21 protein-coding genes, 1 tRNA gene, 1 other RNA gene and 2 pseudogenes are annotated in these 23,724 nt (G+C 71.5%); 15 read left to right on the plus strand and 10 right to left on the minus strand.

Annotated elements, in window-relative coordinates; translation table 11 throughout:
- The first annotated feature begins 41 nt into the window (after positions 1 to 41).
- From ATC03_RS05275 to pucL, 9 genes and pseudogenes are all read left to right on the plus strand, one after another.
- Complete coding sequence (locus tag ATC03_RS05275; protein WP_067874023.1) at positions 42 to 887, plus strand: hydroxypyruvate isomerase family protein; 846 nt, start codon at positions 42 to 44, stop codon at positions 885 to 887.
- A 53-nt stretch (positions 888 to 940) separates the two neighbouring features.
- Positions 941 to 1,819, plus strand: a complete 879-nt coding sequence (locus ATC03_RS05280) for a 2-hydroxy-3-oxopropionate reductase (protein ID WP_067874026.1) — start codon at positions 941 to 943, stop codon at positions 1,817 to 1,819.
- An 18-nt stretch (positions 1,820 to 1,837) separates the two neighbouring features.
- A complete protein-coding gene (gene gcl, locus ATC03_RS05285) occupies positions 1,838 to 3,634 on the plus strand; it encodes a glyoxylate carboligase (protein WP_067874029.1) in 1,797 nt (598 codons plus the stop codon).
- A 56-nt stretch (positions 3,635 to 3,690) separates the two neighbouring features.
- A pseudogene (locus ATC03_RS21240) lies at positions 3,691 to 4,692 on the plus strand (glycerate kinase); the annotation flags it as partial.
- A gap of 81 nt (positions 4,693 to 4,773) precedes the next feature.
- Positions 4,774 to 6,144, plus strand: a pseudogene (gene allB / locus ATC03_RS21245) (allantoinase AllB); the annotation flags it as partial.
- 117 nt (positions 6,145 to 6,261) lie between these two features.
- Positions 6,262 to 6,759 carry a thioredoxin-dependent thiol peroxidase gene (gene bcp / locus ATC03_RS21220; RefSeq protein WP_169829239.1) on the plus strand — a complete coding sequence of 166 codons (498 nt, stop codon included), beginning with the start codon at positions 6,262 to 6,264 and terminating at the stop codon, positions 6,757 to 6,759.
- Between the two features lie 38 nt (positions 6,760 to 6,797).
- The gene (uraD, locus tag ATC03_RS05295; protein ID WP_067881503.1) at positions 6,798 to 7,271 is read left to right on the plus strand and encodes a 2-oxo-4-hydroxy-4-carboxy-5-ureidoimidazoline decarboxylase; all 474 of its coding nucleotides are present in this window, start codon (positions 6,798 to 6,800) and stop codon (positions 7,269 to 7,271) included.
- Entirely contained in the window at positions 7,268 to 7,609 is a 342-nt protein-coding gene (uraH, locus tag ATC03_RS05300; protein WP_067874035.1) for a hydroxyisourate hydrolase, read from the plus strand. Before uraD ends, uraH begins: the two co-directional genes overlap by 4 nt.
- A 10-nt stretch (positions 7,610 to 7,619) precedes the next feature.
- The gene (gene pucL / locus ATC03_RS05305; RefSeq protein WP_067874039.1) at positions 7,620 to 8,570 is read left to right on the plus strand and encodes a factor-independent urate hydroxylase; all 951 of its coding nucleotides are present in this window, start codon (positions 7,620 to 7,622) and stop codon (positions 8,568 to 8,570) included.
- Positions 8,571 to 8,688: 118 nt separating this feature from the next.
- On the opposite strand, the gene ATC03_RS05310 is transcribed toward pucL, so the two are convergent.
- Both ATC03_RS05310 and ATC03_RS05315 read right to left on the minus strand, forming a co-directional pair.
- Positions 8,689 to 9,924, minus strand: coding sequence for a DNA polymerase domain-containing protein (locus ATC03_RS05310; RefSeq protein ID WP_067874043.1), 1,236 nt, complete (start codon positions 9,922 to 9,924; stop codon positions 8,689 to 8,691).
- Positions 9,925 to 9,978: 54 nt separating this feature from the next.
- The gene (locus ATC03_RS05315; RefSeq protein WP_084003692.1) at positions 9,979 to 10,944 is read right to left on the minus strand and encodes an AraC family transcriptional regulator; all 966 of its coding nucleotides are present in this window, start codon (positions 10,942 to 10,944) and stop codon (positions 9,979 to 9,981) included.
- 306 nt (positions 10,945 to 11,250) lie between these two features.
- Here ATC03_RS05315 and ATC03_RS05320 point away from each other — a divergent pair, with 306 nt between their 5' ends.
- The 4 genes from ATC03_RS05320 (at position 11,251) to ATC03_RS05335 (ending at position 14,921) form a co-directional block, all read left to right on the plus strand.
- Positions 11,251 to 11,706: an SRPBCC domain-containing protein gene (locus ATC03_RS05320; protein ID WP_067874045.1), complete on the plus strand. Its 456-nt coding sequence runs from the start codon at positions 11,251 to 11,253 to the stop codon at positions 11,704 to 11,706.
- 106 nt (positions 11,707 to 11,812) lie between these two features.
- Complete coding sequence (locus ATC03_RS05325; RefSeq protein ID WP_067874047.1) at positions 11,813 to 12,292, plus strand: hypothetical protein; 480 nt, start codon at positions 11,813 to 11,815, stop codon at positions 12,290 to 12,292.
- Positions 12,293 to 12,372: 80 nt separating this feature from the next.
- Complete coding sequence (locus ATC03_RS05330; protein WP_067874051.1) at positions 12,373 to 14,220, plus strand: helicase HerA-like domain-containing protein; 1,848 nt, start codon at positions 12,373 to 12,375, stop codon at positions 14,218 to 14,220.
- A gap of 35 nt (positions 14,221 to 14,255) precedes the next feature.
- Positions 14,256 to 14,921 (plus strand): GNAT family N-acetyltransferase, encoded by a 666-nt coding sequence (locus ATC03_RS05335; protein WP_067881509.1) that lies wholly within the window; start codon positions 14,256 to 14,258, stop codon positions 14,919 to 14,921.
- A gap of 73 nt (positions 14,922 to 14,994) precedes the next feature.
- On the opposite strand, the gene ATC03_RS05340 is transcribed toward ATC03_RS05335, so the two are convergent.
- From ATC03_RS05340 to ATC03_RS05370, 8 genes are all read right to left on the minus strand, one after another.
- Entirely contained in the window at positions 14,995 to 15,516 is a 522-nt protein-coding gene (locus tag ATC03_RS05340) for a hypothetical protein (protein ID WP_067874055.1), read from the minus strand.
- Between the two features lie 215 nt (positions 15,517 to 15,731).
- The gene (locus ATC03_RS05345; RefSeq protein WP_067874059.1) at positions 15,732 to 16,004 is read right to left on the minus strand and encodes a hypothetical protein; all 273 of its coding nucleotides are present in this window, start codon (positions 16,002 to 16,004) and stop codon (positions 15,732 to 15,734) included.
- Positions 16,001 to 16,168 (minus strand): hypothetical protein, encoded by a 168-nt coding sequence (locus ATC03_RS20515; RefSeq protein ID WP_156997195.1) that lies wholly within the window; start codon positions 16,166 to 16,168, stop codon positions 16,001 to 16,003. The genes ATC03_RS05345 and ATC03_RS20515 overlap by 4 nt, the downstream gene beginning before the upstream one ends.
- A gap of 318 nt (positions 16,169 to 16,486) precedes the next feature.
- Positions 16,487 to 16,571: transfer RNA gene (locus ATC03_RS05350), tRNA-Ser, on the minus strand.
- Positions 16,569 to 16,665: signal recognition particle sRNA small type (ffs, locus tag ATC03_RS05355), an RNA gene on the minus strand. Before ffs ends, ATC03_RS05350 begins: the two co-directional genes overlap by 3 nt.
- A 166-nt stretch (positions 16,666 to 16,831) precedes the next feature.
- Positions 16,832 to 17,797, minus strand: a complete 966-nt coding sequence (locus tag ATC03_RS05360; RefSeq protein WP_067874063.1) for an SDR family oxidoreductase — start codon at positions 17,795 to 17,797, stop codon at positions 16,832 to 16,834.
- Positions 17,794 to 18,831, minus strand: a complete 1,038-nt coding sequence (locus ATC03_RS05365) for a bile acid:sodium symporter family protein (protein WP_084003306.1) — start codon at positions 18,829 to 18,831, stop codon at positions 17,794 to 17,796. The genes ATC03_RS05360 and ATC03_RS05365 overlap by 4 nt, the downstream gene beginning before the upstream one ends.
- Positions 18,828 to 20,168 carry a flavin-containing monooxygenase gene (locus ATC03_RS05370; RefSeq protein ID WP_067874066.1) on the minus strand — a complete coding sequence of 447 codons (1,341 nt, stop codon included), beginning with the start codon at positions 20,166 to 20,168 and terminating at the stop codon, positions 18,828 to 18,830. The genes ATC03_RS05365 and ATC03_RS05370 overlap by 4 nt, the downstream gene beginning before the upstream one ends.
- A gap of 182 nt (positions 20,169 to 20,350) precedes the next feature.
- Between ATC03_RS05370 and pta the strand changes: the two genes are divergently transcribed.
- Both pta and ATC03_RS05380 read left to right on the plus strand, forming a co-directional pair.
- On the plus strand, positions 20,351 to 22,519 hold the full coding sequence (gene pta, locus ATC03_RS05375) for a phosphate acetyltransferase (RefSeq protein WP_067874069.1): 2,169 nt from the start codon (positions 20,351 to 20,353) through the stop codon (positions 22,517 to 22,519).
- Positions 22,516 to 23,724, plus strand: coding sequence for an acetate/propionate family kinase (locus ATC03_RS05380; RefSeq protein WP_067874072.1), 1,209 nt, complete (start codon positions 22,516 to 22,518; stop codon positions 23,722 to 23,724). The genes pta and ATC03_RS05380 overlap by 4 nt, the downstream gene beginning before the upstream one ends.

Consider the following 23,724-nt stretch of genomic DNA (forward strand, 5'->3'; position numbering starts at 1 on the left):
CGCCGCTCGGACCTCCGGGCGCAACCCCGAAAGGCCCCGAGATGACCTACACGGTGAACTGCTCGATCCTCCTCACCGAGCACCCGCTGCTCGAGCGTCCCGCCGCCGCCGCGGCGGCCGGGTTCGACGCGGTCGAGTTCTGGTGGCCGTTCGCCGAGGCCGTGCCCGCCGACCGCGACGTCGACGCGTTCGTCGCCGCGATCCGCGACGCCGGCGTGCAGCTCACGGGCCTCAACTTCTTCGCCGGCGACATGCCCGGCGGCGACCGCGGCCTCGTCTCGTGGCCCGCCCGCGCCGCCGAGTTCCGCGACAACATCGACGTCGTGGCCGGCATCGGTCGCGAGCTCGGCACGCGCGGGTTCAACGCCCTCTACGGCAACCGCGTCGACGACGCCACGCCCGAAGCCCAGGACGAGCTGGCGATCGAGCACCTCGCGGCCGCCGCGGCGGGCGTCGCCGCCATCGGCGGCACGGTGCTGGTCGAGCCCGTGAGCGGCGCGGCCCGCTACCCGCTGCTCACCGCCGCAGACGCACTCGGCGTCATCGACCGCGTCCGCGCCGCCTCCGGAGCCGACAACGTCAAGCTCCTCGCCGACTTCTACCACCTCGCCGTCAACGGCGACGACCCGGCGGCCGTCATCGAGCAGCACGCCGCCTCGTTCGGGCACATCCAGATCGCCGACGACCCGGGCCGCGGAGCTCCCGGCACGGGCACCCTGCCGCTCGCAGCCTGGATCGCCCGCAGCCGCGAGCTGGGCTACGCGGGCCCGATCGGCCTCGAGTACAAGTCCCCGGCCGACACCGCGTTCGCATGGGTCGCCGAAGCCGAGTCGGCCTCCGACTCGGCCTCCGACTCGGCCGAGTGCGTCGCCGCCGGCGCGCATTGACCCGCACCCCCGACATCCGCCCGTCGTACCAACCGCATCGCAAAGGAACCGCCATGACGAACATCGCAGTCATCGGACTCGGCATCATGGGCCTGCCCATGGCCCTCAACCTCGTGCAGGCCGGCCACACCGTCGCCGGATTCAACCGCTCGCCCGAGCGCGCAGAACGTCTCGCCGAGGCCGGCGGCCGCGCCGCGACCAGCGTCGCCGACGCCCTCGCGGGCGCCGAGGTGGTCATCACCATGGTTCCCGACTCGCCCGACGTGGTCGCCCTCGCCGGCGGCGACGACGGCATCATCGCGAACGCCGCGCCGGGCACCATCTGGATCGACGCGTCCTCCATCCGCCCCGACGTCGCCAAGCAGGTCGCCGACGAGGCCCGCGCCGCGGGCCTGCGTCCGCTCGACGCACCCGTCTCGGGTGGCGAGCAGGGCGCGATCGACGGCGTGCTCTCGATCATGGTCGGCGGCGAGCAGTCCGACTTCGACGCCGCGCTGCCCGTGCTGCAGGGCGTCGGCAAGACGATCGTGCACGTCGGGCCGTCGGGCGCCGGCCAGACCGTGAAGGCCGCGAACCAGCTCATCGTCGCCGTCAACATCCAGGCGCTCGCCGAGGCGATCCTCTTCCTCGAGGCGTACGGCGTCGACACCGAGGCGGCGCTCGCCGTGCTCGGCGGCGGCCTCGCCGGCTCGAAGGTGCTCGACCAGAAGGGGCGCAAGATGCTCGACCGCGACTTCGCACCCGGATTCCGACTGGCCCTCCACAACAAGGACCTCGGCATCGTCACCGGAGCCGCCCGCGAGGCCGGCATCGTCGTCCCGCTCGGCGCGCACGTCGCCCAGCTCGTCGGCTCGACCGTCGCGAAGGGCGACGGCGGCCTCGACCACTCCGGACTCTTCAAGCTCACCCTCGCCGCCGCAGGGCGCGAGTAATCCCGTAAGGACATTCCCATGACTCGTATGCGTACCGTCGACGCGGCCGTGCTGATCCTCGAGAAGGAGGGCGCCACCGAGGCGTTCGGCCTTCCCGGCGCCGCGATCAACCCCTTCTACTCCGCGATGCGCGCCCACGGCGGCATCCGCCACACCCTCGCCAGGCATGTCGAGGGCGCCTCGCACATGGCCGACGGGTACTCCCGCTCGGCCGACGGCAACATCGGCATCTGCATCGGCACCTCCGGCCCGGCCGGCACCGACATGATCACGGGCCTCTACGCGGCCATGGCCGACTCGATCCCGATCCTCTGCATCACGGGCCAGGCTCCGGTCGCGAGACTGCACAAGGAGGACTTCCAGGCCGTCGACATCGAGTCGATCGCGAAGCCGCTCACCAAGATGGCCATGACCGTGCTCGAGCCCGCCCAGGTCCCCGGCGCGTTCCAGCAGGCGTTCCAGCTCATGCGCAGCGGGCGCCCGGGCCCGGTGCTCATCGACCTCCCGATCGACGTGCAGATGACCGAGATCGAGTTCGACATCGAGACGTACGAGCCGCTGCCGGTCGCGAAGCCGTCCGCGACCCGCGCCCAGGCGACGAAGGCGCTCGAGATGCTCACCTCGTCTGCACGCCCGCTCATCGTCGCGGGTGGCGGCATCATCAACGCCGGCGCCTCGGCGCAGCTCGTGGCACTCGCCGAACTGCTCGGCGTGCCCGTCGTGCCGACGCTCATGGGCTGGGGCGCGATCCCCGACGACCACCGCCTCGCGGCGGGCATGGTCGGCCTGCAGACCTCCCACCGGTACGGCAACGAGACGTTCCTGGCCTCCGACTTCGTGATCGGCATCGGCAACCGGTGGGCGAACCGCCACACCGGCGGCCTCGACACCTACACGCGCGGGCGCACCTTCGTGCACGTCGACATCGAGCCCACGCAGATCGGCCGCGTCTTCGCGCCCGACTACGGCATCGTGTCCGACGCCGGAGCCGCCCTCGACGCCCTGCTCGTGGTCGCACGCGAGCGCGCCACCTCGGGCACCCTGCCCGACTACTCCGACTGGGCGGACGAGGTGCGCGAACGCAAGGCGCGCCTCCAGCGCAAGACCCACTTCGACGACGTGCCGATCAAGCCGCAGCGCGTCTACGAGGAGATGAACATGGCGTTCGGTGCCGACACCACCTACGTCACGACCATCGGGCTCTCGCAGATCGCGGGTGCGCAGATGCTGCACGTGTTCGGCCCCCGCAAGTGGATCAACGCCGGGCAGGCCGGCCCGCTCGGGTGGACCGGCCCCGCGGCGCTCGGCGTCGTGCGGGGCAAGCCGGGCGAGACCGTCGTGGCGCTGTCGGGCGACTACGACTTCCAGTTCATGATCGAGGAGCTCGCGGTCGGGGCCCAGTTCAACCTGCCCTACATCCACGTCGTCGTGAACAACAGCTACCTCGGGCTCATCCGCCAGTCGCAGCGCGGCTTCGAGATGGACTACCACGTGTCGCTCGCGTTCGAGAACATCAATACGCCCCAGGACGGCACGAGCACGGCGCAGGGCTACGGCGTCGACCATGTGAAGGTCGCCGAGGGGCTCGGCTGCAAGGCCGTGCGAGTCGAGCGCCCCGAAGACCTCGGTGCGGCGTTCGCCGAGGCGGCATCGCTCCTCGCCGAGCACCGGGTGCCGGTCGTCGTCGAGGTGATCCTCGAGCGCGTGACGAACATCTCGATGGGCGTCGAGATCGACGGCGTGAACGAGTTCGAGGAACTCGCGCTGTCGTCGGGCGACGCTCCCACCGCCATCCTCGCGCTGCAGCAGGCCTGATCGTGCGCATCGTCGTCGCATCCGACAAGTTCAAGGGGTCGCTGACCGCCCCCGAGGTGGCGCAGCGCGTCGCCTCGGGGCTGCGGGCCGCGGTGCCCGGAGTCGAGGTGGTGTCGGTGCCCGTCGCCGACGGCGGCGAGGGCACGCTCGACGCGGCGATCGCGGCGGGCTTCGAACCGCGCACGGTCGTCGTGCTCGGCCCGACCGGGGTCCAGGTCGAAGCGCAGTTCGCCGTTCGCGGACGCGTCGCTGTCATCGAGTCGGCGCGCGCCACGGGGCTCGACCTGCTGCCGGGTGGCGTCGCCGACCCGCTCGGCGCCACCAGCCACGGCACGGGTGGGCTCGTGCGGGCCGCGCTCGACGCCGGGTGCCGGGAGCTCGTGCTCGGCATCGGCGGCAGCGCCTCGACCGACGGCGGCGCCGGGCTCCTCGTGGCGCTCGGTGCGCGCCTGCTCGACGCGTCGGGCCGCGACCTGCCGCTCGGCGGGTCCGCGCTGCACGGCCTCGCCTCCATCGCGCTCGACGGCCTCGACCCTCGCCTGGCCGACGCATCGATCGTGCTCGCGAGCGACGTCGACAACCCGCTGCTCGGGCCGACCGGCGCCGCTGCGGTCTTCGGTCCGCAGAAGGGCGCCTCCCCGGCCGATGTGGCGACGCTCGACGCCGCGCTCGCGCGCTTCGTCGACGTGCTCGAGGCGACGGATGCCGCGGCGAGCCGCCGACCGCGGACTGCGGCGCTCGAGCCGGGCGCCGGTGCTGCCGGCGGCCTCGGGTTCGCGGCGATCGCCCTGCTCGGCGCCGTGCGCCGCTCGGGCATCGACGTGGTCATCAACCTCACCGGACTCGTCGAGGCGCTGCGCGACGCCGATGCCGTGATCACCGGCGAGGGCAGCCTCGACGAGCAGAGCCTCGGCGGCAAGACCCCGGTCGGGGTCGCCCGTGCGGCGGCCGCGGCCGGGATCCCGGCCTATGCGGTGTGCGGGCGCACGACGCTCGAACCTGCGGCGCTGCGTGCAGCCGGATTCGCCGGGGTGCACTCCGTCACCGACCTCGAGCCCGACCTCGCCCGTGCCATCGAGCACGCGCCCGACCTGCTCGAGCGGGTCGCGGCCGAGCTCGGTGTGCAGATCGCAAGCGACCTGACGGTCGCAGCCGGGCACGAGGCATCCGGGCACGAGGCATCCGACCGCTTCGATCTGGTGCTGCGCGGCGAGCGGGTGCTCGTCGACGGCGCCTTCTCGGCACTCGAGATCGGCGTGCGCGACGGCACGATCGCCCGCATCGCCCCGCTCGGCACGGGCCTGGCGGGTGCGCGCACCCTCGAGGTCGCCGACGACGAGGTGCTCCTTCCGGGGCTCGTCGACACGCACGTGCACGTGAACGAGCCCGGCCGCACCGAGTGGGAGGGGTTCACCTCCGCGACGCGTGCGGCCGCGGCCGGCGGCGTCACCACCATCGTCGACATGCCCCTCAACAGCGTTCCGCCCACCATCTCGCTCGAGGCGTTCGAGACCAAGCGGGCCTCTGCCGACGGGCGCGTGTTCGTCGACGTCGGGTTCTGGGGCGGCGTGGTACCGGGCAACCTCGGGCACCTGGAGCCGCTCATCGAGGCCGGCGTATTCGGGTTCAAGTGCTTCCTGCTGCACTCGGGCGTCGACGAGTTCCCCGCGGTCACGACCGACGAGATGGAGGCCGCGATGCAGGTCATCGCGCGCCACGACTCGATGCTCATCGTGCACGCCGAAGACGCGCACGTCATCGACGAGGCGCCGCATCCGCACAGCGTCGAGTACGCCGACTTCCTCGCCTCGAGGCCCCGTGCCGCCGAGGACGCCGCCGTCGCCGACGTCATCGAGCGCGCGACGAGCACCGGGGCGCGAGCCCACATCCTGCATCTCAGCTCGGCCGACTCGCTCGGCCGCATCGACGCCGCCAAGGAGGCGGGCGTCGACCTGAGCGTCGAGACCTGCCCGCACTACCTGACCCTCACCGCCGAGGAGATCCCGCAGGGCGCGACCGCGTTCAAGTGCTGTCCGCCGATCCGAGAGGGCGCCAACCGCGACGCGCTCTGGCAGGGGCTCGAATCCGGCGGCATCGACTTCGTCGTCACCGACCACTCGCCGGCGACACCCGAGCTGAAGTTCGCGGGCGACGGAGACTTCGTCGAGGCGTGGGGCGGCATCGCCTCCCTGCAGCTCGGGCTCCCGGTCGTCTGGACCGAGGCCCGTCGTCGCGGCATCCCGTTGGCCCGAGTGGTCGACTGGATGTCCGCGGCGCCGGCGAAGCGCGTGGGCCTCGCGTCGAAGGGACGCATCGCGGTCGGCGCCGACGCCGACTTCGCGGTGTTCGCCCCAGACGCGCGGTTCACGGTCGACGCGACCTCGCTCGAGCACCGCCATCCCGTCACCCCGTACGACGGCCGCGAGCTCAGCGGCGTCGTGCGCGACACCTACCTCGCCGGCGAGCCGATCGACCGCGAGGTTCCGCGCGGGCGGCTGCTCGCACGCGGGGCCGAACGGCAGGTCGGCGCACCGGACCGACCCGCATCGACGACGGCCCCGGCGGCCGCCGCGGCGCCCGCCCCGACCTCGACCCCGACCCAGATCCGATTCCACGAACGGAGCACCATGATCACCTCCTCCGACGAGCTCGAGGCCGGGCGACCGGCCCCCGACTTCGCCATCCCCGACGCCTCGGGCGCCGTGCGCACCCTCGCGGAGTTCCGCGGCGGCCCGGTCATCGTCTACTTCTACCCGGCGGCGTTCACGCCGGGCTGCACGACCGAGGCCTGCGACTTCCGCGACAACCTGGCCTCGCTCGCCGCCGACGGCTACACGGTCATCGGCATCTCGCCCGACCCCGTCGAACGGCTCGCCGAGTTCGCCGCGGCGGAGCAGCTCTCGTTCCCGCTGCTCTCCGACGTCGACGCCGACGTGGCGCGAGCGTGGGGCGCGTGGGGGCAGAAGACGGTCGAGGGCCGCACGTTCGACGGACTCATCCGCTCCACGTTCGTGGTCGATGCCTCCGGCGACGTCGCGTGGCTCGAGTACGACGTCGCGCCGGCCGGCCACGTCGCCCGTCTGCGCGAGACGCTCGCCGCGGCATCCGTCGAGGTGGGCGCGTGAGCACCGTGGTCGTGACGGGCGTCGACGCGTTCAACGCGATGAGCCGTGACGAGGCGATCGCGCTGCTGCGCCCGTGCGTCGACGTCGATCGCTGGTGCGCCGAGCTCGCCGACGCGCGGCCGTTCGCCTCGGCCGAACTGCTGCTGGCGGCCGCCGAACTCGCGGCGTCGCCGTTCGAGGCCGACGAGATCGAACGGGCCCTCGCACATCACCCCCGCATCGGCGACCGCGCCGCCGGCACCCACACCGAGGCCCGCCTCTCGCGGGCCGAGCAGGCGGGCGTCGACCGACCGGATGCCGCGGTGTCGGCCGCACTCCTCGAGGGCAACCTCGCCTACGAGCGGCGCTTCGGTCGGGTGTTCCTGATCCGGGCGGCAGGGCGCAGCGCTGGGGAGATCCTCGCCGCGCTCGACGAGCGGCTCGGCAACACCGATGAACAGGAGGCACCGATCGTCGCAGATCAGTTGCGGCAGATCGCGGTGCTCAGACTGAAGGGAATCGTCGCGCCATGAGCGTCTCGCAGATCACCACGCACGTGCTCGACTCCACGGTCGGCAGGCCGGCCGAGGGCGTCGAGGTCGAGCTGTCAGCCCGCGAGGGCGACGGATGGCTGGTCATCGGCACCGGAGCCACCGACGTCGACGGCCGGGCGAAGCAGCTCGGCCCCGAGCAGGTTCCGGTCGGCGAGTACCGACTGCGGTTCGACACCGGATCGTGGTTCGCCGCGCGCGGCACCGAGACCTTCTACCCCGAGGTTCAGCTCACCTTCCTCGTCGTCGAGGAGGGGCGGCACTACCACGTGCCATTGCTGCTGAGCCCGTTCGCCTATTCAACCTACCGAGGAAGCTAGAGAGAAGAAGATGACCGACATCCTGACCAGGAATGACGCAGTGAACCTCGAGCATGTCGCCGGCTCTTCCGGCATCGTCCTCGGTGCGAACCAGTACGGCAAGGCCGAGGTGCGCGTCGTCAAGGTGACCCGCGACACCAATCGCCACGAGATCGAGGACCTGAACGTCACGTCGCAGCTGCGCGGCGACTTCGCGGGAGCCCACCTCGACGGCGACAACGCGCACGTGGTCGCGACCGACACGCAGAAGAACACGATCTTCGCGTTCGCCCGCGACGGCGTGGGCTCGCCCGAGCAGTTCCTGCTGCGCCTGGCCGACCACTTCACCGGGAGCTTCGACTGGGTGACCGGCGGCCGCTGGCTCGCCGAGAGCTACGCGTGGGAGCGCATCGTCGCGCACGGCGAGCAGCACGACCACGCGTTCGTGCGATCGGGCCAGGAGGTGCGCACGGCGGCCGTCATCGCCGACGGCGACGAGCGCCACGTGATCGCCGGTCTCAAGGACCTCACGGTGCTGAAGACCACGCGCTCGGGCTTCGAGGGCTACCCGCGCGACCGGTACACGACGCTCCCCGAGACCGCCGACCGGATCCTCGCGACGAGCGTCTCGACCCGCTGGCGCTACGTCCCGGGCGCCGAGGTCGGCTACAACGCGGTCTACGACAGCGTGAAGGCGATCCTGCTCGAGGCGTTCACCGAGAACTACTCGGCCGCGCTGCAGACCACGCTCTTCGAGATGGGCCAGGCGGCGCTCGTCGCGCACCCCGAGCTCGCCGAGATCCGGTTCTCGATGCCGAACAAGCACCACTTCGTCGTCGACCTCGAGCCGTTCGGGCTCGACAACCCGAACGAGGTCTTCTACGCGTCCGACCGCTCGTACGGCCTCATCGAGGCCAGTGTCGAGCGCGAGGGCGTCACCAGCCCGGCAGAAGTGTGGGCCAGTCTCGGCGCCTTCTGCTGATCGACGTCGCGGCGGCACGGTGCGGCTCGGGGCTGTGCACCGGCCGCCGCGACACCCCTCACCTGTCCCAGGAGCGCCCGGCCCTGGGCCCACGCGACCGGAGGCTCCGCGCAGCGCGTCAGCGATGCGTGGAGTGGTCGTGGGGAGGATCGTAGTCGGCGATCAACGGCTCCTGCTCGGGCCGCTCGCCCTCGGGCACGTGCTGCAGGTTGACGCGCACGCGGTACCAGAGCGAGCTCGACCCGCGCATGCCGTCGACGAGTACGTCGGCGGGGTGCAGCTGCGCGACGACGCCCGGGTGCCTGGCCTTCCAGCGCTCGAGGGCGTCGAGCGCCTCGGGCTTCGTCTTCGTGCGCGCGATCTCGATGAGCGGCATGGTCGAGGCGCGCCGCCCCGCCCCGTCGCCCGCGCGCGGCGGCTTCTCGGCCGGCCCGAGCTCCTCGGCCAGGCGAAGCAACCCGTCGAGGCTTCCGGGGGTCGCGTCGTCGATTCCGGATGCCGCGTCGCCGCGTTCGGCGTACCGCTCGAGCACGGTCGGCACGGTGAAGCGCTCGGGGTTCGAGCCCCGCACCTCGCTCCAGTCGAGCGGGGTCGACACGCGCGCATCGGGAAGCGGTCGCACCGAGTACGCCGAGGCGACCGTGCGGTCCTTCGCGTTCTGGTTGAAGTCGACGAACACGCTCTCGCCCCGCTCCTCCTTCCACCAGCGCGCCGAGGCCATGCCCGGTGCGCGGTTCTCGACCTCGCGCGCGAGCGTCTCGGCGGCGAGCCGCACCTCGCGGAAGTCCCATCGCGGCTCGATGCGCACGGTGATGTGCAGGCCTCGCGAGCCCGAGGTCTTCGGCCAGCCGACGAGCCCGTGGTCGGCGAGCACCTCGCGGGCGACCATGGCCACGTCGATGATCTGCGCCCAGTCGACGCCGGGCATCGGGTCGAGATCCACGCGGAGCTCGTCGGGGTGGTCGAGGTCCTCGGCTCGCACGGGGTGCGGGTTCAGGTCGAGGCATCCGAGGTTCACGACCCAGGCGAGCGCCGCCCGGTTGCGGATCACCGCTTCTTCAGCCGAGGTGCCGCGCGCGTAGTGCAGCGTCGCGGTGTCGACGTAGTCGGGGTGGTTCTCGGGCACGCGCTTCTGGAAGAACGCCTCGGCGCCGATGCCCTTCACGAAGCGCTTCAGCACCATCGGGCGCCCGCCGGCGCCGCGCAGGGCCCCGTCGGCCACGGCGAGGTAGTAGTGCACGAGGTCGAGCTTGGTGATGCCCGGCTCGGGGAACACGACCTTGCCCGGGCTCGAGATGCGCACCTCGTGCCCGTCGACCTCGATCGTCGTGGCGTCGCCCTTCGAAGGACTCACGGGTTCAACACTATGGCGCTCATCCACCCGGCGACAGGGGCGGCGGCGCGCAGGTCAGCCGGTCCCGGCCGGGTCGGTCCTGGTCGAGCCGGGACCGGATGTCGCGGCCGCACCCGATGCGGCGGCGCGCGCGTAGGCACGGGGCGTCTCGCCGATCACGGCGCGGAACTGCCGCGAGAAGTGCGCCTGGTCGGCGAAACCGAGCGACGCCGCGAGGTCGGCCAGCGGGGGAGCGTCGGGTGCCGCGAGCACCTGCGCCGCCTCCTGCATGCGGTACCGCCCGATGAGCCATTTCGGGGTCAGCCCGAGCTGCTCGCGCACGAGGCGTTGCAGGGCCCGGAGGCCGAGTCCGGCGGACTCGGCGAGATGCTCGGCGCGCACGATCGAGCGGTCGATCTCGGCGAGCTCGACGATCAGGCCGACGAGCGCGGCATCGGCGTCGAGCTCGAGGCGAAGCCCGCGCAGCCAGTGCTCGAACGCGTCGAGTGCGCCCGCATCGTCGTCGGCGTCGAGCGCGGAGCGGATGTCGGCGGCGAGTGCTGCGGCGCTCGCCGCATCGACGCCGCGGAGTTCGGCGAGCGGCACCGAGGAGCCGATGAGCGCACGCACGGCTCCGGGCGCGAGGCGCCGGGAGACGCCGGGCTGCAGCAGCGCGCCGAGCGCCGCCCCGTCGCCCTCGAGCCGCTGGAATCCGCGCCCGAGCGCCGGCCCGTGGAGCGCCGCCGACGTTGCGTCGATCACGAGGTTCGCCGACGGGTACTCGAGCACGCCCTGCTCGATGACGACGCCGGGTGGCAGGCGCCAGCGGGGGATCCATACGTGCCGCACGAGCTGGGCGAGGTCGGCGCTCACCGCGTGGCGCGCGAGCCGGACCGGTGCGGCCGGCGAGGCGGCCTGCTCGGCCGCCGCCTCGGCGAGCGGCGCGATGCCCGGCTCGCCGGCCGGCCCCGCGAGCACGCCCTTGACCGCCGCGCCCGCACGCGAGCGCCAGTACTCGTCGCCCGCCGTTTCGGCGTGCATCGCGCCCTCCTGCATCGCGCCGTCGTGCACCCCGCCATCCCTCATTCCATCAGTATGGCCAGGGCCGCCGACCTCGCCCGCTCGGTTCCCAGCAGACCGTTCTCGAATCGGCGAGTGCCAGTTCCGCCTCAACGATGAGGCGGAATCGGCATTCCCGATCCGGGAGTCCGAGTCCGCAGCAACGCGCGAGATGGACGGCAGGTGACCGCCCCGCGTACCGGTCGCGTTTGTTCAAGACGCCCGCCCGCGGCATCCGTAGCGTGACGGATGTCGCGACGAGGCGTCGTGACGAACCGAGGAGGACAGATGAGCGACTTCGAGACGACCCTGTACATCGCCGCCGATCCGCAGCGCGTGTGGGATGCGATCACAGGCGAGGAGGGCAGCCGCGCGGTCATGTGGGGCTCGGCGCTGCGTGGCGAGCTGACGCCCGGCAGCCGCTACGAGTACGTCGGCCCCGGGCAGGACGGCGACGAGACCGTGCACGTCTACGGGGAGGTGCTGGCGGCCGAGCCCGGCGCGCTGCTGCAGCTCACCGAGCACCCCGGGCCGACCTACCGCGAGAACCACGCCGAGCTCACGAGTCGCATGACCTGGCGCCTCGAGGCGGCGGGCGACGACCTCACCAAGCTCACGTTCACGAACGACCGGTGGAGCGACGCGCATCCCGCCGAGGCGGAGACCGCCGAGACCTGGCCTCTCGTGCTCTCGAGCTTCAAGTCGTGGATCGAGACGGGGCGCGCGCTGCCGTTCCCGTCGTGACCTGCGGGCGGTTGCGCCGCGCGGCGCGCGTCGCGGTGCCCCGGCGCCTGGCATCCGGTGCAGTACGTTTGGGCGACCCACCGAACGACCGAAGACGGAGCGAACCATGCGGCGAATCCTCGACTTCCGGATCGTGCGCTGGGAGTTCAAGGTGCTCTACATCGCCGTCGCGTGGATCGTCGGGTACGTGATCGTCAACACGCTCGCCTCGATCGGCGTGCCGGTGGTCGTCGCCCAGTACGTCAACCTGCTCGGCGGGGTCGTCGCGTTCGCTCTCGCAGTGCGCATCTTCCGTGGGCGGGACGAGCCCGTCGCCGCGCCGCGGGCGTGGTGGCGCATGACCGCCTGGCCGACGCTGAGTCGTCGGCTCGGGACCCTCTTCGCCGGTCTCGCGGCACTCTCGCTGCTCGGCCTCGTTCTCGTGCTCGCGGGCGTCGAGGGCATCTCGGCCGGAATCGGTGACTGGATCAGCGTGGTCCTGACGTACGTCGTGCTCGCCTTCCTGTACCTGAACTCCGCCGTCCGCATGAAGCGCCTCGGCATCACCAAGCCCGCGCAGCTGCCGAAGTCCATCCGGCTCAAGTAGTCGACCGCGCGTCCCCGACCGCCCGGCGCGCCGCGCCCGCGTCCGGTCGCCCGGTCGAGTCGCGTCGCTAGCATTGCCGCATGGGGGACGACGCAGTCAAGCAGGCACAGGAGGCGGCGGCAGCCGCGGCAGCGGCAGCGGAGGCGCTGCAGGCGCAGGCCGCGGAGGCGATCCGCAGGGCCGAAGAGGCGGCGGCGCTCGCGCAGGCCGCGGCCGAGGCGCAGCAAGGAGCGACGGATGCCGCGGCGAACGCGACGCCCGCGCCCGAAGCACCGCTCGACGCCGACGGCGTCGCCGGCATCCGTTCGGGATACACCTTCGAGGGCGCCGCGCTCGAAATGGGCGCGCTCGTGAACGGCGAGGCGCTGCCCGACGTGCAGGTGCGCATTCCGCTCGCGATGACCAACCGGCACGGGCTCGTCGCGGGCGCGACCGGCACGGGCAAGACGCGCACGCTGCAGGTGCTCGCCGAGCAGCTCGCCGCCAACGGGGTCGCCGTGTTCGCGGCCGACATCAAGGGCGACCTCTCGGGCATCGCCACGCCGGGCGAAGGCAACGAGAAGCTGTTGAAGCGCACGGCCGGCATCGGTCAGGCGTGGGAGGCGGCATCCTTCCCCGTGGAGTTCTTCTCGCTCGGCGGCATCGGCAAGGGCGTGCCGATCCGGGCGACCGTCGCCGGCTTCGGACCCCTGTTGCTCAGCAAGGTGCTCGGCCTCAACGACACGCAGGAGTCGAGCCTCGGGCTCGTGTTCCACTACGCCGAGAACCAGGGGCTCGCGCTCCTCGACCTCGAAGACCTTCGTGCGGTGCTGCAGTACCTCACGAGCGCCGAGGGCAAAGGCGAGCTCGACGGCCTCGGCGGGCTCTCGAAGGCGACCGTCGGAGTCATCCTGCGCGAGCTCGTCGCGTTCTCGGAGGCGGGCGCCGACGCGTTCTTCGGCGAACCCGAGATCGACACGGCGGAGTTCCTGCGCGTCGCATCCGACGGCCGCGGCATCGTGAGCCTGCTCGAGGTGCCGGGCGTCGCCGACAAGCCCGCGCTGTACTCGACGTTCCTGATGTGGTTGCTCGCCGACCTCTTCAACGACCTGCCCGAGGTCGGCGACCTCGACAAGCCCAAGCTCGTCTTCTTCTTCGACGAGGCGCACCTGCTCTTCGCCGACGCCTCGAAGGACTTCCTGCAGCAGGTCGTGCAGACCGTGCGCCTCATCCGCTCGAAGGGCGTCGGCATCTTCTTCGTCACGCAGACCCCGAAGGACGTGCCGGCCGACGTGCTCGCCCAGCTCGGCTCGCGGGTGCAGCACCAGCTGCGTGCGTTCACGCCCGACGACGCCAAGGCGCTGCGGGCGACGGTCTCGACGTACCCCAAGTCGGGCTACGCGCTCGAGGAGGTGCTCACCACCCTCGGCACGGGTGAGGCGATCGTCACGGTCATGAACGAGAAGGGGGCGCCGTCGCCCGTCGCGTGGACCCGCCTGCGTGCCCCGCAGGCCCTCATGTCGCCGACTCCGGATGCCGCGATCGACGCCGCCGTCGCGGCCTCGCCGTTGCAGGCGAAGTACGGCACCGCCGTCGACCGCGAATCGGCGCGCGAGATCCTGACGGCCAAGATGAACGCCGCCGCGGCCGTTGCGCAGGCCGCCGAGGACGCCGCTGCGAAGGCGAAGGCCGACGCGGAGTTCGCCAAGCAGCAGGCCGCCGTCGACAAGCAGCGCGCCAAGGAGGAGAAGGCGGCGCAGGCCGAGTACGACCGCATGATGAAGCGCACCTCCGGCACGTCGCGCACGGGGTCGGGCTCGTCGCGTAGCACCGGGTCCTCGCGGGCCAAGGACGCCTCGGTGCTCGAGCAGGTGCTCGGCTCGAAGGCCACGCGCGACGTGCTCACGAGCGTCGTGCAGGGCATCTTCGGTACGCGGCGCCGACGATGAGCGAGGTTCATCCGGATGCCGTAGGCTCGCCGTTCGTGCCCGAACAGACCTCAGCCGAAGCCGCCGTCGTCGCGCCGCGGCATCCGTTCATCCGCTCGTACCGGGCGTCGGATCGTGCCGACGTCGCGCGCATCTGCACGCTCACGGCCGCGGGTGGCGGCGACGCGACGGGCGTGTACTCCGACGACCTGCTCATGCCCGAGGTCTTCGCGCTGCCCTACGTGACGTACGCGCCCGACCTGGCGTTCGTCGTCGACGACGGAGCGGGCCGGGCCGTCGGCTACATCCTCGGCGTGGCCGACACCGCGGCCTTCGTCGACTGGTGGAAGCGCGAGTGGACGCCGGGCTTCGTGTCGCGGCATCCGCACCCCGGACCCGACACCGGGAGCTCGCCGAAGTTCACCGAGCAGGAGCTGCTCGACGCGGGCCGCAAGCCCGAGCGCATGCTCATCGCCGGCCTCGACGCGTACCCCGCGCACCTGCACATCGACCTGCTGCCCGAACTGCAGGGCCAGGGCTTCGGCCGCCGACTCATCGACACCCTGCGCGATGCGCTCGCCGAGCGCGGGGTGCCCGGCCTGCACCTCAGCATGGACCCCGGCAACGTCGGCGCCCGCGCGTTCTACGACCGCCTCGGCTTCGTCGAGCTGCCCTCGAGCACGCCGAACTCGCCGCTGCTCGGCATCCCGACCGCCCGCTGAACCCTGCGCCGGTCGAGGAGCGAAGCGTCTCGAGACCAGCGCTCGCCGAAAGACGAAGCCGAAGACGCAGCCGTCAGCGCGTCAGCGACCGGCGCTCGAACCAGTAGAGCAGGTTCGGGTCGGTCTCGCGCAGCTCGGCGAGCGTGACGGGCTCCGTGCGCACGGTCTCCTCGACGTCGAGGATCTTCGCGACCCGGTCCATGGTCGAGGTGTTCCAGAAGCGACCGCGCATGCGGAACACGCCGCGCCCGGCCCGGTTGACGACGAAGAGCTCCTGCGTCGTGTCGAGGCTCGAGCCGCGATAGAGCTGCACGCGCAGCACCGTCGCGATGTCGCTCGCGCGGATCGTGTACGTGCCGCCGAAGAACCCGCGCTCGACGATGCCGTAGCGGCTGACGGTCGCCTGCGTGCGCTGGTACGCGATCCACGCGAACACGAGCAGAGCGGCGATGACCGCTCCAGCCCAGGCCACGACGGCCCAGGCGCCGGTGGGGTCGAGCACCCACAGCTGCGTCGCGAGGATCGGCAGCACGAGTGCGGCGATCGAGAAGCCGATGTTCCGGCCGAGGGTGCGACGCGGCCTCAGGGTATGCACCCTGAGGCCGTCGCCCCTTACTGCCCCGGCCACGATGGAGGAGCCCCCTGCGTCCCCACTCCGTGCATCCACCTTCGCCGCTGACATCTCTGAAATCATGCGCGAGAGCGGGGTGCGTGCGCTATTCGGCATTAATGAGGACACGGATGCCGCGGCGCGTCACTCTGGCGATGGACCCGCTCGAGATCTCCTGTCGTTCGTCGACGAGATAACCGTCAGTGGCCGCGGCCGATCGAGTGCGACCATCCCGCGATGTAGGCCTGCTCGTTCTCGGTGAGGTGAACGCCGGCCCGCGGCGGTCGGATGGGGTCGAGATCGCAGAGCTCGAAGATCCGCCGAACCACGACGATCCGGAGGCGTGCGTGCGGATCGTCGAGGATCTCCTGCCGGAGCACGGGTTCCAGCATCGGCCACCAAAGACCGATCGGCGGCAATCCGCTGAGGTGCTGCATCCGCTGGTAGTGCGGGCCCTCGAGGACGGCGCTCACTGCGCCGGCCGTTCGTCGGTCTCGCCGGGGCCGGCGTCGCGGACGACGACCTGCTCATCCGCGTCGGCCTCTTCCTCTGCGTGCTGGTGCTGTTCGGCAGCCGCGACGGCTTCGTCCTGGAGGTCCTGCTCGTCCCGTTGCGCAGCGTGCGGGTCGTCCTTCATGGCACTGTCTCGATTCGGTTGTTGGAGTGTCTGCCTCCAGCATCCGTCGAGTGCGCTCGCCGGATCAGGGGGTTGACTCCGCAGCACCGATGAGCATGCACGGCGCAGGACCCGACTGCGTCGCTGCTGGGCCTCGCTCCTCCCCGAATCCGCAGTGTCCAGAGATGACGAAAGCGCCCACCCTTCGGGCGAGCGCTTTCGTCATCTGCGGAGAATGGGGGACCCCGTCGGTCGGGCTCCGCCCTCCCTCCTCCTCGAATCGCAGTGTCCAGAGATGACGAAAGCGCCCACCCTTCGGGCGAGCGCTTTCGTCATCTGCGGAGAATGGGGGATTCGAACCCCCGAGGGCTTGCACCCAACACGCTTTCCAAGCGTGCGCCATAGGCCACTAGGCGAATTCTCCAGTGACCCCTCACGCACCCGCCAGAGCCCGGTTACCCTTGCTGCGTTTCCGCCCTGGGGGAGTTGGCCTGGATGGCGCCACGTGAGGAGCCTCGGACAGTCTACCCGAGCCGCGCGGTCGAAAAGAACGCGCGGCTCGAACGACGTCGAGCGGCCGAACTCCGGATGCCGACGGGCGACGCGCCGCGCGGGGGTGCCGGGTGTTCGGCGTGTCGCCCGCGACATCCGGAGTTCGGCAGGTCGGGAACGCGGTGCGGCGGGTTAGGCGCGAGCGGCGAGCTCCGGATGTCGCGCCGCGAGGTAGGCGTCGAACGCCTGCCGGCTCGTCTTGGCGGGCGTGTAGCCGAGCACGCGCTTGAGGCGCGCGTTGTCGAGCACGGGGCGGTACTGCAGGAACCCGACGCGGTTCGCGTCGTGCACCGTCAACCGCAGGGCGTGGCCGACGCGCAGCGCACCGGCGAGCAGGCCGGGCGAGAGCTCGAGCGTGGGCGTGCCGAACGCCTCGGCGATCTCGCTCACGGTGACCTTGCCGTCGCCGGCGACGTTGAACGCCCCGGTCGCCGAACCCGTCGCGCCCTGCACGATGGCGCCCACGACGTCGTCGACCCAGATGAACACGAACGGGCTCTCGGAGCCGCGGATCTTGAGGATGCGCCGTCCCTCCCAGAGCGCCGTGATCTGGTTCGACACCGACGGGCCGAGGATCGTGCCGATGCGCAGCACGACCTGTCCGAGCTCGGGGTGCGACTCGCGATAGGAGGCGAGCATCTCCTCGACGAGGCGCTTGTGCCGCGAGTAGCTGAACTCCTCGTTGCCGCGGATCGGGTCGGACTCGGTCAGCCACTCGGGGCTGTCGGCGTGGTAGCCGTAGGCCGCGCCCGACGACGACACGACGATGCGCGTCACGCCGTGCGCGACGGCTGCCTCGAGCACGTTGCGGGTGCCGTCGACGTCGACGCGGCGCTCGACCTCTTCGCTGAGTCCGCCGGGGTTCACGATGGCGGCGAGGTGCACGATCGTGTCGATCGCGTGGCGTTCGACGACGGCCGAGACGGTCGTGGCATCCGTCACGTCGCAGCTCTCGACGACAACGCGGTCGGGGGCGGATGCCGCGGGCGGCCGTACGTCGCCCGACACGACGAGCTCCACGCCGGGGTGGGCGGCGAGCGCGCGCACGGCGTTGGATCCGAGGAATCCGCTGCCGCCGGTCACGAGGACGCGCCTCATGCGGAGGCCTCCGGGCGCGCAGTGCGGCCGCCGTCGCCGGGGGAGCCAGGGGAGACCGGCGCGTCGCCGACCGGGTCGCCGTCGGCGCCGGGCCCGCTCGATGCCGTGGAGGCGTGCGACGCCGCGTACGCGGCATCCGCTCTCCTGGTGACGCGAGCCCAGGCCGTCGCGAGCAGGAGCCCCGCGACGATGTCCCAGATGCCCCACCAGCCGGCGACGATCGCCATGCCGCCGAGGCCGCCGAAGAAGGTGAACACGAGGCCCAGGCCGAGGCCCGCGTTGCGGATCCCGACCTCGAACGTGATGGCCTTGCGCTCGCGGCTCGGCAGGCCGCCGATGCGCGCGCTCGCGTAACCGAGGCCGAGCGCGATCGCATCGTGCAGGAACACGGCGACGAGCACGACGCCGATGTACGCCATGAAGATCGCCCAGTTGCCGATGAGGGCGATCGCGATGAAGCCGACGAGCGCGGCGAGGCTGATCCAGCGGGCGTAGGGCTGCACGCGGCCGGCGAACCGCGGCCACTTGGCGCGGATGAAGAGACCCGCGAAGAACGGCAGGCCGATGATGAGGAAGATCTCGAGCAGCATCTGCCAGCCGTTCAGGCTCACGGTGCGCACGAGCTCCGACGCGGTCGGGTGCAGGCTGCCCCAGAACACGACGCTGATCGGCAGGATGAAGATGTACAGCACGTTCGCGACGGCCGTCATCGACACCGAGAGCGCCACGTTGCCGCGCGCACGGTACGTGAGCACCTGCGAGATGTTGCCAGGCGGGCAGCACGCCACGAGGATCATGCCGAGCGCGATCGAGGCCTGCACGTTCAGCAGCAGCGTGAGCCCGAAGGTCACGGCCGGCAGCAGGATGATCTGCGCGAGCATCGCGATGATCATCGCCTTCGGGGCCTTGAGCACGGCCGTGAAGTCCGACGGCGCGGTGTCGAGCGCGATGCCGAACATGATGAACCCGAGCACGATGTTCAGGGCGATCATCGAGCCGGGCGTGAAGTTCAGGACGACGTCGTCGATGTTCATGCGCTGACCGTCTGCTTCGAGGCGGATGCCGCGGGCAGCGTGCCGAGCAGTTTCTTCACGGTGCGCCGGTAGGCGTCCTTGTTGACGTAGTACGACATGCGTTCGAGCCCGAGGTACCGGTACCCGCCGCTGAGGTCGGGCCACGCGGCATCCGCCCTGGATCGGAACGCCGCTGCCGCTTCCGGGGCGTCGCGCTGGGCCGCGAGGTAGGCGGCGATGAGCTCGGCCTGCTCGGCGCGACCCTGCCAGCCGATGCCCGACGCCTCGATCATGCCGAGCACGAAGAGGCCGTTGAACGACGGCGGGAACATGTTGAGGTAGAGCTTCGGCGAGGCCGCCGTCCAGTTCAGGTGCTCGCGATCGACGAACGGGTAGTCGAGGTGGTACCCGGTCGCGAGCATGACGAGGTCGTACTCGCCCGAGGTGCCGTCGGAGAAGTGCACCGTGCTGCCGTCGAAGCGGTCGAGGTCGGGCACGATGCGCAGGTCGCCCTGGCCGAGGTGGTTGAGGATCAGCGTGTTCACGATCGGGTGCGATTCGTAGATCCTGTAGTCGGGCTTCGGGAACCCGAACCGCACCGGGTCGCCCGTGAACGCCTGCAGCACGCGCTTGTCGATGAACTGCTTGATCGGCGCGGGCAGCGGTCGGCCCTGGTTGAGCGTGTCCGACGGCCTGCCGAAGAGGTAGCGGGGCACGAAGTAGTACCCGCGTCGCACGGACAGGTCGACGGATGCCGCGTGGTGCACCGCGTCGACCGCGATGTCGCAGCCCGAGTTGCCGGCGCCGATGATGAGCACGCGCCTGCCGTCGAACACCTTCGGCGACTTGTAGGCGCTCGTGTGCAAGATCTCGCCCGAGAACTCGCCCCGGAACGAGGGCGCATTGGGCTCGGCGAGCGTGCCGTTGGCGAGCACGACGGCGGAGTAGTCGCCCGAGGTCTCGCCGTCGGGGCCGATCGCGATCACGCGCCATCCGCTCGCGCCCGGCGTCTCGCCATCGGCGACCGGCAGCGGCTCGACCGAGGTCACGCGCGTCGCGAAGCTGTAGTGCTCGCGGAGGCCGAACTCGTCGGCGTACTCCCCGAAGTACCGGAGCAGCTCGCGGTGGCTCGGGTAGTCGGCCGTGGAGCGCATCGGGAACTCGGCGAACTCGGTCGTCGTGCGGCTCGAGATGAGGTGGGCCGACTCGTACATGGTCGAGCGCGGGTTGTCGATGTTCCAGAGGCCGCCGACGTCGGCGCCGGCCTCGAATCCGTGGAAGGGGATGCCGGCGCGGCTGAGCGCGCGAGCACCGGCGAGGCCGGAGGGGCCCGCTCCGATGAGGGCGATGGGGTTCACTGGTGGTTCCTGTGCTGGGTTCGGGTCGCTGGGGAGGCGACCGGCCGTGGGGCCGACCCAGCATAAGCGAAGGTTGCTCGGTTCGATGTGCGCGCTCTCATGCTCGCGGCATCCGTCGTCGTCCGGCGCGCTCGCGGGAGACTCCCAGTCCGCTTCTGGGCCCCGCCCAATAGGCTTGCAGGGTGGCGCACGGGATCTACATCTGCTCGGCCGAAGGCAACACCGGAAAGTCGACGGTCGCCCTCGGGGTGCTCGACACCCTGACCAGGCGCGCGACCCGCGTCGGCGTGTTCAGGCCGATCGCGAGGTCCACCGACGAGCGCGACTACGTGCTCGACCTGCTGCTCGCCCACGACGCGGTCGTGCCGCTCGCCTACGAGGAGGCCATCGGCGTCGACTACGACGCCGTGCACGCCGACCCCGAGGGTGCGCTCGCCGAGATCGTGCGCCGCTACAAGGCCATCGAGCACCGCTGCGACGCGGTCGTGATCCTCGGTTCCGACTTCACGGATGTCGGCAGCCCCACCGAGCTCGCCTACAACGCCCGCATCGCGGCGAACCTCGCCGCCCCCGTGCTGCTCGTGCTCGGCGGTCGCGTCGGCGGCGGCATCCGTCAGCGCGCCGAGCACCTCGGGCAGGCCGAGGCTCGCACGCCCGACGACCTCGCCCAGCTCGCCGACCTCGCGGTCGAGGAGCTCGCTCGCGAGCACTCCACGCTCCTCGGCGTCGTCGTCAATCGCGCCGACGCCGAGCACCTCGACGAGATCGTCGCGGCCCTGCAGCCCGTCATGAAGCGCGTGCCCGCGCACGAGGCCGCGGGGCGCGATGCGCTCGGCGCGGCATCCGTCGCCGTGTGGGCGATCCCCGAAGACCAGGTGCTCGTGGCGCCGTCGGTTCGCTCGATCATGCACGCGGTCGAGGGCGAGCTCGCGACCGGCGACCCCGACCTGCTCGACCGCGAGGCGCTCGGCGTCGTGATCGCGGCCATGTCGATGGAGAACGTGCTGACGCGGCTCATCGAGGGCTCGATCGTGATCATCCCGGCCGATCGCAGCGAGGTGCTGCTCGGCGTGCTGACGGCGCACTCGTCGGCGAACTTCCCGTCGATCGCGGGCATCGTGCTCGTGGGCGGGTTCCCGCTCTCCGAGCAGGTCGAGCGGCTTGTCGAGGGCCTGCGCGCGGGCCTGCCGATCATCCGCACGACGCTCGGCAGCTACGACACCGCGGTCGCGATCACGCAGACGCGAGGCCGCCTCGCCGCCGAGTCGCAGCGCAAGCGCGACACCGCGCTCTCGCTCTTCGAGAAGCACGTCGACGGGCAGGCGCTGCTCGACCTGCTCGACGTGGCCGCGCCCGACGTCGTGACGCCGCTCATGTTCGAGTACGGCCTGCTCGAGCGCGCGCGCAGCGACCGCAAGCACATCGTGCTGCCCGAGGGGTACGACGACCGGGTGCTCCGCGCGGCCGCGACCCTGCTCACGCGCGACGTCGCCGACCTCACGATCCTCGGCGAGGAGATCGAGGTGCGCTCGCGCGCGATCGGACTCGGCCTCGACCTCTCGCGGGCGACCGTGCTCTCGAACCATGACTTCGTGCACGTCGCGCGCTTCGCCGAGGAGTACCAGAAGCGCCGCGCGCACAAGGGCGTCACGCTCGAGCAGGCCCGCGACACGGTTCAAGACGTGTCGTACTTCGGCACGATGATGGTCGAGCTCGGGCTCGCCGATGGCATGGTCTCCGGCGCCGTGCACACGACGGCCCACACGATCCGCCCGGCCTTCGAGATCGTGAAGACGAAGCCGGGCGTCGAGGTCGTCTCGAGCGTGTTCCTCATGGCGCTCGCCGATCGCGTGCTCGTGTACGGCGACTGCGCCGTGGTGCCCGACCCGACCGCCGAGCAGCTCGCCGACATCGCGATCTCTTCGGCGCGCACGGCCGAGCAGTTCGGCATCGAGCCGCGCGTCGCGATGCTCTCGTACTCGACCGGCGAGTCGGGCTCCGGTGCCGACGTCGACAAGGTGCGGCGGGCCACGGCGATCGTGCGCGAACGCGCACCCGAGCTCGCCGTCGAAGGGCCGATCCAGTACGACGCCGCGGCCGACGCGGCCGTCGCACGCACGAAGCTCCCCGAGTCCGACGTGGCGGGGCGGGCGACCGTGTTCATCTTCCCCGACCTCAACACCGGCAACAACACGTACAAGGCCGTGCAGCGCTCGGCCGGCGCCGTGGCCATCGGCCCCGTGCTGCAGGGACTCAACAAACCCGTCAACGACCTCTCGAGAGGGGCCCTCGTGCAGGACATCGTGAACACCGTGGCGATCACGGCGATCCAGGCGGCCGACGCGTCATGAGCATCGTCCTCGTCGTCAACTCGGGCTCCTCCTCACTGAAGTACCAGCTGCTCGACGTCGAGACGGGGCATCCGCTCGCCAGTGGGCTGGTCGAACGCATCGGCACGACCGACGGGCACGTGAAGCACACGGCCTCGGTGGCCGGCGACGGCGAGCCGACGGTCTGGGATACCGCGGTCGACGCGCCCGACCACGACGCCGCCTTCGCGGTGATGCTCGAGGCCTTCGCCTCGCACGGCCCCTCGCTCGAGGAGCACGCACCGGTCGCCGTCGGTCATCGCGTCGTGCAGGGCGGAGCCAGGTTCTTCGAGCCGACCGTCATCACCGAACTCGTGAAGATCAACATCGACGAGCTCTCGGTGCTCGCGCCGCTGCACAACCCGGCGAACCTCGCGGGCATCGTCGCGGCCGAGCGCGCGTTCCCCGGCGTGCCGCACGTCGCCGTGTTCGACACCGCGTTCCACCAGACGATGCCCCCGGCCGCCTACACGTACGCCATCGACCGCGCGCTCGCCGAGAAGCACCGGGTGCGGCGCTACGGCTTCCACGGCACCTCGCACCGGTTCGTGTCGCGTGCCGCGGCCGAGTTCCTCGGGCGACCGGTCGAGGAGTTACAGCTCATCGTGCTGCACCTCGGCAACGGCGCCTCGGCGTGCGCGGTCGCCGAGGGGCGCTCCATCGACACGAGCATGGGCATGACGCCGCTCGAGGGGCTCGTCATGGGCACCCGCTCGGGCGACATCGACCCCGCCGTGCTGCTGCACCTGCAGCGCCGCGCGGGGCTCGACGCCGACGCGACCGACCGGCTGCTCAACTCGCAGAGCGGCATCCTCGGTCTCAGCGGGCACGCCGACATGCGCGATCTCGAAGCCGCGCGCGAGGCCGGCGACGAGGCATCCGTCATCGCGTTCGACGTCTACACGCACCGCCTGCGCTCGTACATCGGGGCGTATGCGGCGCAGCTCGGCCGGGTCGACGCGATCGTGTTCACGGCCGGCGTCGGCGAGAACTCGGCGACCGTGCGCGCCGCGGCGCTCGCAGGTCTCGACTGGTTCGGGGTCGAGGTCGACGACGAGCGCAACCGGTCGCGCGAGCGCGGCGCCCGGCGCATCTCGACCGACGCCTCGCGCACGGCGGTGCTCGTGGTGCCCACGAACGAGGAGCTCGAGATCGCGCGGCAGGCGCTCGAGGTCGTTCGGGGCTGA

This window comes from Agromyces aureus (assembly GCF_001660485.1).
Classification (GTDB): domain Bacteria; phylum Actinomycetota; class Actinomycetes; order Actinomycetales; family Microbacteriaceae; genus Agromyces; species Agromyces aureus.